We start from the raw sequence: 14812 nt of genomic DNA, 5'->3' as shown, positions 1-14812 counted from the left end.
AATCCACTATGTCACGAAATTTAGAATTACGTAGCACTTTCCAATTTTCCGGAGAAGGGCTAGGTACACTAGCCCAACCGCAGGAAAGCCAGTTGAATCCCAAATCACAGGCTTCCGAATCAACAGAACTTATCAACAAAAACAACTATGGCGTTGCTACTTTAATGAGTAAAGCCATTTTTTCTTCATTAGGACCTGAGATGCAAGAAATGACAGAGTCTTATTGCTCGAAGCGATTAGCCTCTGTGATCAACAAAGGGTTTGATCCAGCATCAAACCTGCTATCTGTTAGAGACGCTAAATCATCTCTTGAGCACTTTGAGTTTAATTCAGAGAATGCCTTTAATGCGGGAGTCACTTCTAAATTTTATTTGCGTGAAGGTGCGCATAAAGGCCATGTAATTTTACATGTTCCCGCTTTCGTTCCAGAGCAAGAGCTAAACATACCAAAAGACGCCACCAATTTTAAAATTTGTGCGCGTCTGATATCCGTTTCCGATTTTGAAAGAAATGGAGAACAAGTAGCTGTTTCAAACAAAGTTCAACATTCAAAGGTGGGTATATATGAAACTACTATGTTACCCGTATTGAGAATTCCAACTCAGCCTTTGACTGCCCAGTTAACTATACCAACAGGAGGGTCAATTCACAATGATGTTTCGGCCGTTTTGGTGCTAGGTATTAAATTCTATGCCTATGAGAATTCGAAATTCAGTTTCAAACCTGAACATGGGATGATGAAAATCATGACGGTACATTAATCAACCGCCGATCGACGACATAGATTCTGATATATTCTTGTCTACTTTTCGGTTGCGTTCAGCAGCGAAGCCATCCTTTTCTCTTTTTTGCACCGTAGCCACTAAGATCTCTCGGAGTTCATCATCTTTTTTATTGCTTCTAAGCAGGCTCTTTATATCCAATACCCCTTCATCATAAAGGCAATTCTTAATAGTACCTGTAGCGGTCAGACGTATTCGATTGCAAGCCCCACAGAATGTTCGAGAGAAAGCCGGAATGATTCCAATATTCCCTAAATGTCCCGCAACTTGATATAAGGTGGCTGGATTGCTAGGGTCAGAATCCAATTTTTTCAGGGAAGGAAAAGCCTTCGTAAGTTCCTTCAAAATACGCGTGTGACTCCAATTTTTCTGTGAAGCAGCCATTTCAGATCCATTAAACGGCATTTCTTCAATGAACCGAACGCTGATGTTTCGATCACTGGCCAGCTGAGCCATATCAATCACTTCATGAGTGTTTTTACCATGCATCACCACCATATTGATCTTAGTGTTAAATCCACGATGAGTTAGCCCCTCCAGTGTTTTCATCACGGTATCGAATTCATCCCTTCTGGTAATCTTGTGGAAATTTTCTCTATTCAAACTATCCAAGCTAAGATTTACCCCGTCTACCCCAATCTCTTTCATTTCATCGAGGTAGGGTGCTGTAAGCACCCCATTGGTAGTAATATGAACTGCTTCAATTCCTGCAATTCCTTTTAGGTTTCTCAACAGCGAGATGAAATTCTTTCTTAAAAATGGTTCTCCACCAGTGAGTCTGATTTTTTTAATTCCCAAAGAAGCGAATACCGTAGCCAACCGAATGATCTCTTCATAGGACAGCAGTTCTTTCTTTGGTAAATAGTCAATCCCCTCCGCCGGCATGCAATAAAAACAACGCAGATTGCATCGATCAGTCACCGCTATTCTGAGGTAATCAATCTCTCGATTCCATGAGTCTACCAGTTTGGTCATAGGAGAATTTGTCATTTATTGATATTTGATTGGAGTCAGCGATGTTGAGCTCAAAGATAAGACGGAATATCTATGAAATTGGTTGACTAGCTAATCTTCAATACTTATTTTTAGGGATGCGCCAAATCCTTTCCTTGTTTATCATAGGCCTTTTAGCCCACGAGCTACCGGCCCAGCAGCAGAAAATAGATAGCTTAGAAAAAGCTGCAGCTTCCTATCTGTTTCAAGACTCAGTGAAGGTCGATTTATACAATCTTATTGCCTTCGAAGTAATAAACACTAATCCAGATAAAGGAAGGAAATATGCCACACAAGGTTATGAACTAGCCAAACAGATAGGTTATCAAAACGGGTATGCACGAGGCCTAAACCTAGTGGGCAGTTCGCTGCTCACCATCGGAGAATACGACACAGCCCTAGAGTTCTATTTGGCCTCCTTGAAGGTATATGAGCAGTCGCAATATCAAATGGGCATTTTCATCACCTACAACAATATTGGTGAGCTGTACGAAAAAAAGTTTCAGTATAAAGAAGCATTACAATACCATAAAAAATCCTTAGCGCTAAAAAACAAACACCTGCGAGGTAGAAAACCAATTATGTCCTATGTCAATCTGGGACAGATTTACTATCGATTAAACTATCTCGATTCGGCCATTAACCATTTTCAAATTGGGGAACAAATGGCCAAGGAGGAAAACAGGCCTCGAGCTATTGCCTATGCGCAAACTGGCATCGGGAAAGTTTTGGCTAAACAAAAAGACTACACCTCAGCACTTACCTTTCTTAATCAAGCCAATGAGATTTATCAACAACGAGAAGACTATTTGGGCATGTCCGGAATTGCGTTGGAAAAAGCAAAAATTTCAATAGCTAATAATCAATTTGATCAATCCAAATTATTAGTAGAGGAAACTATCAAATTTGCTGACATAGTAAATGCCAAGGAACTCAAGCTAGAAGCACTGGCTCTGCAATACAAAACAGACTCTACTTTAAACGACTTTGAGGCCGCATTTCTCTCCATGAGAAAATTGCATAAACTCGCAAGCGAAATTTTTGATATTGCGAAAGAAAAACAACTGCAAACTATTCAGGCAAAATTCGAATTTGAGGAAAGTCAACGCTTGCAAGATGAGTTATTGAAAGAAAAAGAAACGAGTCAGAAGATAGTTAGATACCAAAGAACGATCATCGCAGGAATTGCCGTCATTTTACTCCTGATCAGTATCATCGCCATATTGTTTTACTATCAGGTAAAAAAACAAGCGCGTCTCAATCGACTACTTAAAGATAAAAACCGCGAAATCAAAGAGAAGGCGCTCGAGTTGGAAATTCTCAACAACAATCTTGAGCAAATTGTGGAAGAACGAACCAGTGTAATTCAAAAGAAAGACGTTAAACTCAAAGAATACTCCTTCTTAAATGCACACATAGTAAGAGGACCATTGGCTAACATCCTTGGACTCACCAAACTCCTCAAAGGTGATATGGAGGAAAATGAGAAAAGGGAAATGATTGATCACCTCTACTATTCTGCAGACAAGCTGGATGATGTACTTACCGACATCAAAAAGAAACTGGAAAAAGGGGAAATGATCAACTAGCTTGTTTTTCTTTGAACAAGTTGACGGTAACCGAAGCCAAATCTGAATTGGGAAATTTCCGAAATTGGTTTTTATCTGGATACAAACCTACCAATTCCAGAGACTTCAAAAATTCATCAATTTCCAGAATGTATTGATCAGAATAACCATGAGTGGCATCGTATGCCGTTACCGCAGACTTCCCCAAATTTTTCGCCACCAGCTCAGGGTCAACGGTGTGCAACTCGATCAATAGCAGTCCAAATTTCCTTACAAACGGAGCCCATTTCTGAAAATGCTCAACTAATGATGCTTGAACCAGGTTGTTGCTTTTTCTCACTCCCTGATAAGCAAAAGCTCCTTTGGAGTCACTCAATATATCACCTGAGTGGTTAGGTTCTTGCCAAATTCTGTTGTGATCCAAAAATGTCCTTACATTCAGTAGATCATTTAGTTCAATACCATAGTTGCCTTTCAAATCTTGCGCAAGCAAATCAGGCCTTCCAATATCTCCCCATATGACTTTTGCCCAGATGTCGGACTGCACAAGATTGGCCTTGGTTATTTTCAAAGCCGCTTGATTGTAGTCGACTCCCACGAGTGTCAAAGGATATTCATCTAACCTCCTACCTCGCTCAGTTTGTTGCTCAATCACGTCGAAAAGATGCTGAATAAAAGCGCCGTTTCCACAGCCCATATCCAAAATACCCTTGGGTTGATCCTCAATTCGCTGATTAAATATATCAACAATAATCTCGTCCACTACTTTAAAATAAGCCGCATGTGCTCCTCCACTTCCCCATACGTTCATTGCTCGATCTACATGTTTTTCTTCCTCACCAAATTCCGTAACAAGAATTTTGGCATTCCCAAAAATCAGCTCATCCAAATGTCTGAATGTTGGTATGTAAGATACGGTGACACCATAGGCACTAGCTCTTTTAGCATAAAACAAGCCTTTTTCTGTGAATTTATATGTTCCGCCATTTTCACTAAACCAACCCAAATGAGCAAACATATTTAGCAGTTTTGTGAAACTTTCTGGATCGTTGTGAAATTCTTCCGGCTTGAAACTGGCTTCCATAAAGTACTTATGAAACATCCCACTCATACCCAAATGGACGATTGTAGGCCCTAAAATAATTCCCTCTATATGAGTCAACATTTGATCCTGAATTTCTCTTTCGTATTCATTGGTCGGCTCAGGCAAATCGTACCTATTACAATAATTTTTAAAGATTTTCTCAAGAACAAGAAAAGGCTCCAACTCAAATTTTCTAGGATGAAATCTCTCAGAAAGCTTCAATAAATCAACTACTTCCTTGTAAATGGTAACCCATCGAAATGCTGGCTCGCTTTTTTCGTTGATGGTATAGCTAATCACATCATTTTTATTGTCTACAAACTGATTAATCCAACCTTGTGAACACAATATTCTCAAGGCTACATTGAGGTAACCTTCATTGGCATTGAATCGCTCCACAAGCTCTTTAAGTGTGCTAGATTTAGCTTCGAGTAAATAACTAAGCACACCTTTTTCGTGGAGGGCATATGCTGTGGGAGCAGTACCGATTCCATCCAAATGACGGAAGAGATTTGCTCTAAGTTGGGCTTGTTCGTTTTTGGGTATCATATATCAATGATACGCAAAAAATGAGAGATTAATCTACCCTGACCGGAATCAACTCTTCGAAGAAAATATCATCATTCGGCACATCAAATGTCATTCGTTCGATATTCAAATTGTTGTCCATGTTGAACTGTACAGTCCCGAAACTGAACCATGCGTGTTCTATATCCCAATCAATTTCCCAGACATCATAATGCCAATGTTTGAGTGTAGCTGAAAGTGCTTTGGCATTCGGGAAGTTTAATCGCAACTCTCCTTTTTCGAGCGTTACCTTGATATCGCCATAGATGTCTGCCTTGTAAGTCCCTGCATATTTGCTCAGGTCAAGCGAGGGCTTAGTACCTTTCACCCGTTTGGCCTTGCGCTCAGTAATTCTTGGATCTTCTTCCGTACTACCCATATAGCCCAAATACTTTTCAGACCAGTCCGGACCATCTACACCTAAAAATTGATCCAAAGCATAATAGGTTGCCGCCATCATAGGGCTTTTCATTCCATTCGTCAATACAATTACTCCTAGCTTTTGATTAGGCAACATATTGAAAGCGGTGAGCATACCGTCGTAACCTCCAGTGTGTCCTATTCTCAGGTTGTTGTGGTAATCACTAATCCCCCAACCTAAGCCGTACCCACTGAAATGACGACCAAAATCATTCGGCTTGGTATGATCCACTACAAAATTGTTGTGCGGTGTCCACATGAGGTTTCTTGAACGAGCGCTAAACAAAGTGTCATCTTCATATACACCATGATTCATATTTGTGATCATCCATTTAGAAAGGTCTTCCACACTAGAGATCAATCCTCCCAATGCTCCGATCTCTTCCCAATCCTCCCAAACTATAGGGATGTTTTTCTCGTCCGTTCGAGCGTGTGGCGTTGCATAGTTTCCAGTGGACACTAAGGCGCTTGGTCCCGTTAGGGTTCGATCCATCCCTAACGGCGTCAAGATTCTTTCTTTCACATTCTCTGACCAGCTTTTGCCCGTCACATTGCGAATAACTTCCCCAGCCGTGATGTACATGAGATTGGAGTAACCATACCCTGCTCTAAAGTCAAAATCCGGAGGTATATTTTTGATTCTAGCCAAAATTTCTTCATTGGTAAAATCGCTTTTGTACCAAATCACATCTCCACTGAAAGTCCCTAACCCTACCCTATGACTCAGTATATCTCTTATGGTGGTATGGGCAGTTACCCATGGATCGTACAGCTCAAATGCAGGATAATAATCTTTCACTTTTCCGTTCCAATCTAATTTCCCTTCTTCTACCAATTGGGCAATGATAGCTGCAGTGAATGCTTTCGAATTGGAGGCGATGGCATACAAAGTATTTTTATCTGGCGCCTCCTTTTTCCCTACTTCCTTGACCCCGTATCCTTTCGCAAAGACCAATTCACCATCTTTCACGATACCAATACTCATACTTGGCACATCCCAATCTTTGGTCATCTTTTCGAAGTAGGCATCAAGTGCCTTAAGATCAACATCCGTGGTTTGAGCAAAAGATTGGAGGCAAACGCAAAGGGCAATTGCCAATAAAAGGATGGGCTTTTTCATGTGTTTAATTTTAGTTCGACTCCAAATTATGAATAATGGTGACCAAAATCCAAATGAGTCGTGAGTTCAGGTATGTATACGGGATGAACGGTTGTCCTTCTGAGTATAAAATTGAAAGTAAGAAGCCAAAAGTTCAATTTATCCTGCTATCTCTACCGAGTAGACCATTGGTAAATCCGAAGAGAGTTGCTTCCAATTTTCTCCGAGATCATTGGAATAGTAAACATTACCTGTCGTCGTCCCGAAAACCAAACGGTCTCCAGAAATATCTAAACAGTGTCTATAAACAATATCGAAACAGTTCTCTTGTGGCAGCCCTGCTCTTTGCTCTTTCCAGGTTTTCCCTCCATCGTCTGTTCTGCAAACTACTAAGGCTTGATCGACAGCTACACGAATTTCGTCGCTGATGCCCGGTACTACCCAAGCTTGATCGGGATTATCATGCTTAATAGCTACGGCAAATCCAAAATTGGCTGGTCCTTCTTTTTGACTGACCTCTTTCCAGTTTTTCGCGCCATCTGTGGTTACAAATATGCCGCAGTGATTTTGCTGCCAAAGCACATCAGGATTAGTTGGGCATGCCTTGAGAATGTGTGGGTCCTGACCAATTTCAGAACTTGGGTCGGGTAGAAAATCTGCTTTCAACCCTTTGTTGGCAGATTGCCAGGTCTCCCCTGCATCAAAGGACTCAAATACGCCAGCACAACTCACAGCCACATAAATATGATTGGAGTCTCTTGGATCTACTACCACCGAATGAATACCTGGATTGTCGCGTCCGCCACCGAACCATTTTTCTCGTGAGGGGTGATTCCACAAGGATTCTACCAGCTGCCAGGTATCTCCGTTGTCGGTAGACTTAAAAAGCGCACCCGGATCAGTGCCTATGTACAATACACCCGGCTTATCCTTGCCTCCGTGTGACATGGCCCAAAGGTATTTCACCGCTGCCGGCACTCCTTCTTTTACCTCCATTCCTTCAGCGAACTTAGGCGCTTCTATTTCTTTCCAGTTTTTTCCTTGATCCGTACTTCGGTGCAACTTGCAACCCCAGTGCCCGTGATCCAAGCACGCCCACCAGGTATGGCTACGTTCGTCCACTAGCGTAAGTGATACGGGAATGCCCAAAAAGTGTGTAGACTGGTGACTCCATCCATCACCGTCCTGTTGGTAGATGATCAATCCTTTTCTTGTGCCGAGTAGTAAGTTAGCTTTTGACATGAGTTTAAGTTTTTTGGGTTTATCCGCCCGAAAGGGCCTGCATAATATAGATTTCGTCTGTAGGTTTTACAGCATCACTGAGTTTGATCCGATCCTGTATCAATTCGTCTCCTATAAAGATATTGACGTGCTTACGTAATTGCCCTTGTTCATCTACTACATAGTCCTTGAGCCCTTTGAATCTACTTTCTAGCTCATCCAATATTTCATTCAGGTCCAAAGACTCCAATTCTATCTCTGATAGTTCAGGATAAAATCGTTTGAGGTTCGCGGTAAATTTAATCGTAGGCATTTGTCAATTTGAATAAGTATAATCTGCTTCGGTATCTCAGCAAGACTATACAATTTAGTAAAAGACGAATGAAAGTTGAAATTTGGGACATGGGTTGTCTCTATCTAGTTGTCGGACGAATAAATATTTGATGGACATTGTTGTAAAGCAAACATTATAATACTCCTGAAGGCGAAAATTAAGCACCATTCGTCAGACCACTCAGTGGGTAACTACCGCAAACTCAAATGAAGAATAGGATACGGCTCGCCTTGTCCGTCGAGTGGTGATCGGCCAGCGATTTGAAAGCCCATGTAGAGATAAAAATCTACAGCCTGCTTGTTTTGCTCATTCACGTCCACTTTGGTGCAGTTCAACTCTTCGATGGCGTGAAGAAGCAAAGCCTTACCTACGCCCTTTCCTCTGGTCTCCGAATGGATAAAGAGCATTTCTATATCTGTGTCATGTATACCCAGAAAACCAAGTATTCGTCCTTCTTCCTTCACACCAAACAACTGTACCGCATCAAAATACTGATCCAAAATCAATGGTTTCAATTCCAGGATTCTAGACTCGGGTAGGAAGTCATGAGTAGCTCTGACTGACCCCTCCCACACTTCTATCATTTCTTGGTAATCGGACTTGTCTAATGGGCTAATAGTATACATGCTGCAATATTAAAAAAGATTATTTCTTTGTGAATAGCACGATGCAATGAAATAGATCTACGATCGTCACCTGTTTGAAGATTAAAAATCCATTAGATTTGAGTTAGACATAATTGATATGTAGCGAGTTATGTTACATATAACTACTTTGTGCTTCATAATATTATGACTAAATATTTCTGGAATCGAGGGAGAGTAAATCGGCAAGAATTTGGAATTATTTCCTTAATTCTATGGGTCCTCTTCCTTACAGTAGGATTGAATATAAACCCAGAATCAAATGCAATCATATATTTCTGCATATTCGTTTTTTACCTCTATTGTGCGTTGTGTGCTAAAAGGTATCATGATCTTAATAGATGGGGAATCAATGGTTATGTTTGGTTTCTAATTCCTATTCTCAACCTATTTTATTTATACGAACTTCACTTCAAAAAAGGCGATGACGTCATGAATAAATACGGACCTCCATCAAAATTCAACATTTTCACCTCAAAATCTGAATCACCAATTATAAGCCAAAAGGAAGATCTTCCTCTTAAAGTAATTATCACTGAGTCTGATTATTGTCATCTGATCAAATTCAATTATGGGCAAACTACGGTTGGTTATTACTCTGTAATTGATTGGTTAGTTAACACTGGGGATTATGTTGAAGAAGGCCAAGACATTATGAAAGTGGACTTTGGAACCAAGGGAAGAGGAATAGTTCACTCAATGAAAACAGGGTATATAGAAATACGGTTTAAAGCTTTCTTAAAATTCGTTGACGATGATTTTTTATACGCTATCTATAATTGCAAGGAGAACATACCAACTCCAAAACCCAAATCAGAAAGTTTAACTCAAGAACCTGAAAGTCTTCAGATTAAACCAACATCTAAAAAAGAAGCCTGTAGTGTTTACTTGATGCATGACACTGCAAATAATTTCTACAAAATAGGTGTTTCTAAAAAACCAAAATATCGAGAAAGTACCCTTCAAAGCGAAAAACCTACAGTTGATTTACTAATCGCCAAAGAATTTCCGAATAGAGATATTGCAACTAGTTTTGAGAAGGCTCTTCATGAAACATATAAATCTAAAAGACTAAGAGGCGAATGGTTTGAATTATCTCAACTAGAAGTAGATGATTTGTATAATTCCCTTAAATAAGGAAAGCACAACATCATACATTAAAACCTGCTTTTATCTACTAGAGCGGTGGTTTGAGCTTAGTCGAGCCCCGTTGAATCTTCGATTCAGTACATGAATAAGAAAAGGTATGTGCTCAATCACAGATTCGATTATATTCGTAAGGACAAAAACCACAAAACGAACATCGGATCGTTCTGCTTAACTGATTGCAGAACTCCGAATGCAATATTTCGTATATTTGGCCTATGGTAACAGTTATAAAGAAAGGCACACCGATACAAGAGCAACTCGAGAAGTTGAACGAAGTAGCATCTAAGAAAACTGAGGGTATTTCAGCCAGTAAGTACAGCGGGATTCTAAAGAAAAAAATAAACCCTATCAGTTACCAGTCAAACTCAAGAGATGAATGGGAATAGGCTCTTTGTAGACACCAATATTTTAATTTACCTTCTAAACGGAGACCCTGAAGTCACACAAATTCTTGACGGAAAACAACTCGCAATATCAATAATAACTGAGCTTGAGCTACTGGCGGTGCCAAACTTATCGAAGAAAGAGCAGTCCTTAATCGAGCAACTAATTAATGATTGCCAAGTCATAAACATCAGTTCTGGCATCAAAAAAGTAACCATAGAAATTAGAAAATCCAGAAGGTTAAAACTACCAGATGCTATTGTGGCAGCCTCTTCATTTTATAGCAAATTACCTTTGCTAACAGCAGATAAGGCATTTGAGAAAATTGACGAATTGGATGTCATCATTTACTCTGCTGAATAATTGATCATACTATACCGCCAAAAATCTAAACCACTGCTTTCCGATTCGTCACCCCCTCCTCTGCAAACTGAGTAATCAAATCCGTAGACAATTCGTCTGTTAGGTCGCGAGCATAATGAACGACTCGGATCACACCATTTTCATCGATCAAGAATTCTGCGGGGATCGTGCTGATCGATTCATTGTCCGCCATCCAATGCACGGGCAGACTCTTCAGTTTGGCCTTGATTGCCGTTTGAATCAAGGACATGAAATGACTTTTGGCTGATTTCAATGGTGAGTTTTCTACCCCGTACAGATTGTAATATTGCTTCTCAGGATCAGCGACCATAGGAATGGTGTGTATGTCTGTATGGTACTTGCTGGCCAGGAGTCTCATTTTAGTAGACTCAAAGAAGAAGACCATTTCCATGTTCTTTTCTTTGAGCTGAGCTTGAGCAGACTCCAACTTATTGACCCTTAGGTTGCAAAAAGGGCAGCCTGCATGCCTGAAAAACCCCACAAATACGCGCTTACCTCTATAGTTTCGAAGATTGATCCGATTCCCAAAAATATCCTCCACATCAAAATTGGGTGCTTTGATGTTTCCTCTCAGTGTAATACTTCTAGCCATAAGTCAATTAATTTTTCTGTCTTCTCAATATACCGCTTGTTGAACAAACGCGAGAGACATACGAAGCCAACCTGTCGAATGGATTTACGCCAAGCCGATAAATTCAGACATTTTTATAGGGATTGACTAAAAAGTATACCGCGCACTCAGTATGCCATTGATCCCCGGTGCGCTGATACCAGAAGAATAAGGGCGATAATGCTTGTCGAGAATATTCTCCAATGCTGCTGTCGCACTCAGCTTTTCACTGATCTGATAAGAGGACCGGATGTTCAAGGTATACCAAGCCAGAGCACCTTCTGCTGTATATAGATGAGTTTTGGCCTGCTCGCTCGGCGCTAAATCCTCCCAGGTTCTTTTACCTTGGAAATTAGTGTAACCCTCCAGCATCAGTTTTTTCGTTCGGTAGCTTAGAGATACATTCCCAAACAGTGGATTGGTATGACGCAAGGGCACGTGATCTACTTCGTCTTCGCCGTCATTGTTGTTCACTCGAGCCCTGAGTACCATGCGTTCGGTAAGTTTGGCCGACAGACCAATAGAATAGCCCCATAGGTAAGCCTCCCCTACATTAACCAAGGCCTCGACATCACTTTCGACGCCATCGTAAATAATTGTTGTCTGCCCATCGAAGGTAAATGGTCTTCGCACCATGGCATCTCTCAGCTGCGTGTAATACAAACTACCTTCGATGGTGATTCTATCTGCTATTTTCCAGTTGACTCCTGTCTCGTAGTTCAAGGTGTATTCTGGCGACAAATCTTCATTTGGCACGACCACGCTACCTGGCTCCGAGTCGAAGACCTTACCTACATCGTCTACATTAGGTGATCTAAATCCGCTAGAAAAAATCAGGTTCCATCGCAAGCTCTTCACAGGACTTACTACCAAGCCAAGCGAACCACTCAACGCGTCATTTTTCAGTTCGATCTCATCATATGGAAAATTGAAAAAGGATTTATCTTCAAATTCAGATACTAGATGTACATAAGTATACCGAAGGCCTCCAGTAAAAACTACGGCGTCACTTAAACGAGACTTTAAACTCCCATAAGCCGCTGCGGACGAATACTTGCTACCGCCATCCGGATAACGTGTAGAGGTAGGAGACACCACTTCGGTAGCTACGTCTTTTAGATAGGCCGAGGAATTTACGTCATTATAAAAAAGTTCAATTCCATAGTACAATTCACTTTTAGCTGATAGTTCTTTATCCAAGTCTACATTAAGTGCATACACGTTTACTTCCTCCGATCTGGATCGAAAGCTGGTGGATTGATACTTTCGATCATTGCGACTTTCTTTTACCCGCTGGTTAGAAAGAATCACTTTCGCACCGTCGTAGAAGAAGTTGGAACTGTAGTTCGAAAATGTGATGGCATTGAGCAAAAATTCCTGAGGGCCGTAGTACCATTCTGCATTAACCAGTACATCATTCTCATCTCTTTCTATCAGTCGATCATATCGAGGAATATCCGACGAAGTGGTGTAATACAATGTGTGCATCAATTCAGATTCCTTGGAAATCCTATAGCTCAGTTTGTTCATGATGTTATACTGATGGTAGCCGGAAAACCTTTGCATATTTACGTTGTCATTTTGAACTATGACATCTTGCCCATTGACTTGCTCTATGTATTCTAGTCTTTTCCCAAAATCAGGATAGTCAGACGGTCGATTGGCACCAGCCCTCAAGTCCTCATAATCCCCATAGGTAAGACCCAGTGTATTGCTCCATTTGTTATTTTGTACGTTGACATGGAAGTGGCTCGTTTTCTCAAGGTTGGCAGTAGAAAAACGCATCATCCCAACTCCATGGGCCTGTAGCGCTTTGCTATCTGTATAAGCCGGTCTAATGGTGTGAAAATCCATGACACCACCCAATGCATCACTCCCATATGCGGATGAACCTGGCCCAAATATCACTTCAGAACCTGACAACAAATTGGGATCCAGCATAATCACATTTTGCAGGTTACCCCCACGATAAATGGCATTATTGATCCGAATACCGTCTAATACAATCAGGACGGCATTGGCTGAGAATCCTCTGATCATCGGGCTTCCTCCTCCCATTTGGCTTTTCTGAACGAAAACCTGTCCAGACTGCCCCAGCATGTCAGCCGAAGTCTGCGGATTGTTTCTTTCGATTTGCTTGGCAGAGATCGTCAGTATTTCATTAGGTACTTCTTCTCTGTCCTGCTCCCATTTATTGGCGGATATCACTACTTCGTCGATTTCTATGATTTGCTCTGTGAGATATACCGTAGTATCTGCAGTGATTCCTGCCACCAGGACTGGCTTATAGGACGGATGATCAATAATCAATCTTTCGCTAGCCGCTTCTGCCTCTAGCCTTACCTGCCCTTGCGCATTGGTGGACAAAGTGCTTTTTGAATTCTGAGATAATATAGTCGCCTTCGCAATCCCAAGCTGAGTAGCCTTATCCAGAACAGTGAGCTGCTGCGAATAGGCAATAAACGAGAAAAGAAATAGTAAAATCAGCAGGGGTAATCTTGCCATCATAATTCATTGTAATTCCAGCCCGCTAAAAGCAAAAATTACGCCAAGCTTGTCTCCTTATTTTTTAGCTAATTCTTCCCATCCCAAAGCGCCAGCACCCAAAACCGCTGCATTTCTATCCATCAAGGAAGAAGGCAGTAGTTTTACTGTTTTCTTGAAAGGCTTGAACATGAATTTTTCCATGTAATAGATCGCAGGATCCATCAGATAATCTCCAGCGTTCACCAACCCGCCAAAAAGGAAAATGGCTTCAGGGCTCGTGTGCACCACAGTATCCGCCAATTTCTGACCAAATATCTGTCCGGTATATTCGAAGGCTTTAATAGCTATGTAATCGTGGTCTCTGGCCGCATTGGTGATCATCTCGGCAGTCATGTCATTGTAACTCACATCACGCAATACACTTGGACGAGTATAATCAGCCATCATTTTGAAAACGGTCTTTTTAATCCCGGTGGCAGATACGTAAGTTTCTAAACAACCTCTTCTGCCGCACCCACAATATCGACCGTCTGGATTTACACTCACATGACCGATCTCCCCTGCGAATCCACTATGGCCATAAACGACCTCACCATTCACTACAAAGCCACTGCCTAAACCAGTACCCAAAGTGAAAACCACAAAGTCTTTCATGCCTTGGGCTCCACCAAATTTCATTTCACCTATAGCGGCTGCACTGGCATCATTGGTCAAAATGGTAGGCAGATTAAAAATTTCCTGAATCAACTTCTGAAGCGGAACATCATCACCCCAGGTAATATTAGCGGCTTGTTTGATGGTGCCATCGAAGTGATTGGCATTGGGCGCCCCTACTCCTACTCCTATAACAGATTTCCCATCAAGCATAGGTAGTACTTGTTTTTTCAGTTCGCCCAAGAAAATATCAATCTTCTCATGAGCACGGGTGGCAAAAGAACCTTCGTTGCTGACTTTACCTTTTTTATCTACAAGGCCAAATTTGGTGTATGTACCCCCAATGTCAATTCCTAGAATATAATCCGCCATATTTTTTCCTTTAAGCTCTCAAAAATAGAGTATGATCAGATGACTAGAGTCAATAAAATA

At 41.2% G+C, this 14812-nt stretch carries 14 protein-coding genes; 5 read left to right on the top strand and 9 right to left on the bottom strand.

What is annotated here, in order from left to right:
• The first annotated feature begins 8 nt into the window (after nucleotides 1-8).
• A complete protein-coding gene (locus tag R8N23_RS06835; RefSeq protein ID WP_318170827.1) occupies nucleotides 9-761 on the top strand; it encodes a hypothetical protein in 753 nt (250 codons plus the stop codon).
• On the opposite strand, the gene moaA is transcribed toward R8N23_RS06835, so the two are convergent.
• Entirely contained in the window at nucleotides 762-1772 is a 1011-nt protein-coding gene (moaA, locus tag R8N23_RS06830; protein WP_318170826.1) for a GTP 3',8-cyclase MoaA, read from the bottom strand. It abuts the gene before it with no gap.
• Between the two features lie 101 nt (nucleotides 1773-1873).
• Between moaA and R8N23_RS06825 the strand changes: the two genes are divergently transcribed.
• Nucleotides 1874-3364: a tetratricopeptide repeat protein gene (locus R8N23_RS06825; RefSeq protein ID WP_318170825.1), complete on the top strand. Its 1491-nt coding sequence runs from the start codon at nucleotides 1874-1876 to the stop codon at nucleotides 3362-3364.
• Here R8N23_RS06825 and R8N23_RS06820 read toward each other — a convergent pair.
• The 5 genes from R8N23_RS06820 to R8N23_RS06800 all read right to left on the bottom strand — a co-directional run bounded on the left by R8N23_RS06820 (nucleotide 3357) and on the right by R8N23_RS06800 (nucleotide 8694).
• Nucleotides 3357-4976, bottom strand: a complete 1620-nt coding sequence (locus R8N23_RS06820) for a class I SAM-dependent methyltransferase (RefSeq protein WP_318170824.1) — start codon at nucleotides 4974-4976, stop codon at nucleotides 3357-3359. The two genes, R8N23_RS06825 and R8N23_RS06820, sit on opposite strands and share 8 nt — an antisense overlap.
• Before the next feature lie 28 nt (nucleotides 4977-5004).
• Nucleotides 5005-6534 carry a serine hydrolase gene (locus R8N23_RS06815; protein WP_318170823.1) on the bottom strand — a complete coding sequence of 510 codons (1530 nt, stop codon included), beginning with the start codon at nucleotides 6532-6534 and terminating at the stop codon, nucleotides 5005-5007.
• 138 nt (nucleotides 6535-6672) lie between these two features.
• Nucleotides 6673-7755 carry a glycosyl hydrolase gene (locus R8N23_RS06810; protein WP_318170822.1) on the bottom strand — a complete coding sequence of 361 codons (1083 nt, stop codon included), beginning with the start codon at nucleotides 7753-7755 and terminating at the stop codon, nucleotides 6673-6675.
• A 19-nt stretch (nucleotides 7756-7774) separates the two neighbouring features.
• On the bottom strand, nucleotides 7775-8047 hold the full coding sequence (locus R8N23_RS06805) for a MoaD/ThiS family protein (RefSeq protein WP_318170821.1): 273 nt from the start codon (nucleotides 8045-8047) through the stop codon (nucleotides 7775-7777).
• A 212-nt stretch (nucleotides 8048-8259) separates the two neighbouring features.
• Nucleotides 8260-8694, bottom strand: coding sequence for a GNAT family N-acetyltransferase (locus R8N23_RS06800; RefSeq protein ID WP_318170820.1), 435 nt, complete (start codon nucleotides 8692-8694; stop codon nucleotides 8260-8262).
• 165 nt (nucleotides 8695-8859) lie between these two features.
• On the opposite strand from R8N23_RS06800, the gene R8N23_RS06795 reads away from it, so the two are divergent.
• The 3 genes from R8N23_RS06795 (at nucleotide 8860) to R8N23_RS06785 (ending at nucleotide 10608) form a co-directional block, all read left to right on the top strand.
• Nucleotides 8860-9849 carry a DUF805 domain-containing protein gene (locus tag R8N23_RS06795; RefSeq protein WP_318170819.1) on the top strand — a complete coding sequence of 330 codons (990 nt, stop codon included), beginning with the start codon at nucleotides 8860-8862 and terminating at the stop codon, nucleotides 9847-9849.
• A 227-nt stretch (nucleotides 9850-10076) separates the two neighbouring features.
• Nucleotides 10077-10247: a hypothetical protein gene (locus R8N23_RS06790; protein ID WP_318170818.1), complete on the top strand. Its 171-nt coding sequence runs from the start codon at nucleotides 10077-10079 to the stop codon at nucleotides 10245-10247.
• Nucleotides 10234-10608, top strand: a complete 375-nt coding sequence (locus tag R8N23_RS06785; protein ID WP_318170817.1) for a type II toxin-antitoxin system VapC family toxin — start codon at nucleotides 10234-10236, stop codon at nucleotides 10606-10608. Before R8N23_RS06790 ends, R8N23_RS06785 begins: the two co-directional genes overlap by 14 nt.
• Before the next feature lie 25 nt (nucleotides 10609-10633).
• Here the strand turns inward: R8N23_RS06785 and R8N23_RS06780 are convergent, their stop codons facing one another.
• From R8N23_RS06780 to R8N23_RS06770, 3 genes are all read right to left on the bottom strand, one after another.
• A complete protein-coding gene (locus R8N23_RS06780; protein ID WP_318170816.1) occupies nucleotides 10634-11221 on the bottom strand; it encodes a redoxin domain-containing protein in 588 nt (195 codons plus the stop codon).
• A gap of 126 nt (nucleotides 11222-11347) precedes the next feature.
• Nucleotides 11348-13744: a TonB-dependent receptor plug domain-containing protein gene (locus R8N23_RS06775; RefSeq protein ID WP_318170815.1), complete on the bottom strand. Its 2397-nt coding sequence runs from the start codon at nucleotides 13742-13744 to the stop codon at nucleotides 11348-11350.
• A gap of 57 nt (nucleotides 13745-13801) precedes the next feature.
• A complete protein-coding gene (locus R8N23_RS06770; RefSeq protein WP_318170814.1) occupies nucleotides 13802-14752 on the bottom strand; it encodes an ROK family protein in 951 nt (316 codons plus the stop codon).
• Nucleotides 14753-14812 lie beyond the last annotated feature (60 nt).

It is taken from the genome of Reichenbachiella sp. (assembly GCF_033344935.1).
GTDB lineage: Bacteria > Bacteroidota > Bacteroidia > Cytophagales > Cyclobacteriaceae > Reichenbachiella.
This window is presented reverse-complemented; position numbering and strand designations above follow the sequence as displayed.

Bases quoted from the DNA above. Each gene is read 5' to 3' on its own strand.
- R8N23_RS06835 (WP_318170827.1), top strand. From the start codon at position 9: ATGTCACGAAATTTAGAATTACGTAGCACTTTCCAATTTTCCGGAGAA.
- moaA (WP_318170826.1), bottom strand. From the start codon at position 1,772: ATGACAAATTCTCCTATGACCAAACTGGTAGACTCATGGAATCGAGAG.
- R8N23_RS06825 (WP_318170825.1), top strand. From the start codon at position 1,874: ATGCGCCAAATCCTTTCCTTGTTTATCATAGGCCTTTTAGCCCACGAG.
- R8N23_RS06820 (WP_318170824.1), bottom strand. From the start codon at position 4,976: ATGATACCCAAAAACGAACAAGCCCAACTTAGAGCAAATCTCTTCCGT.
- R8N23_RS06815 (WP_318170823.1), bottom strand. From the start codon at position 6,534: ATGAAAAAGCCCATCCTTTTATTGGCAATTGCCCTTTGCGTTTGCCTC.
- R8N23_RS06810 (WP_318170822.1), bottom strand. From the start codon at position 7,755: ATGTCAAAAGCTAACTTACTACTCGGCACAAGAAAAGGATTGATCATC.
- R8N23_RS06805 (WP_318170821.1), bottom strand. From the start codon at position 8,047: ATGCCTACGATTAAATTTACCGCGAACCTCAAACGATTTTATCCTGAA.
- R8N23_RS06800 (WP_318170820.1), bottom strand. From the start codon at position 8,694: ATGTATACTATTAGCCCATTAGACAAGTCCGATTACCAAGAAATGATA.
- R8N23_RS06795 (WP_318170819.1), top strand. From the start codon at position 8,860: ATGACTAAATATTTCTGGAATCGAGGGAGAGTAAATCGGCAAGAATTT.
- R8N23_RS06790 (WP_318170818.1), top strand. From the start codon at position 10,077: ATGGTAACAGTTATAAAGAAAGGCACACCGATACAAGAGCAACTCGAG.
- R8N23_RS06785 (WP_318170817.1), top strand. From the start codon at position 10,234: ATGAATGGGAATAGGCTCTTTGTAGACACCAATATTTTAATTTACCTT.
- R8N23_RS06780 (WP_318170816.1), bottom strand. From the start codon at position 11,221: ATGGCTAGAAGTATTACACTGAGAGGAAACATCAAAGCACCCAATTTT.
- R8N23_RS06775 (WP_318170815.1), bottom strand. From the start codon at position 13,744: ATGGCAAGATTACCCCTGCTGATTTTACTATTTCTTTTCTCGTTTATT.
- R8N23_RS06770 (WP_318170814.1), bottom strand. From the start codon at position 14,752: ATGGCGGATTATATTCTAGGAATTGACATTGGGGGTACATACACCAAA.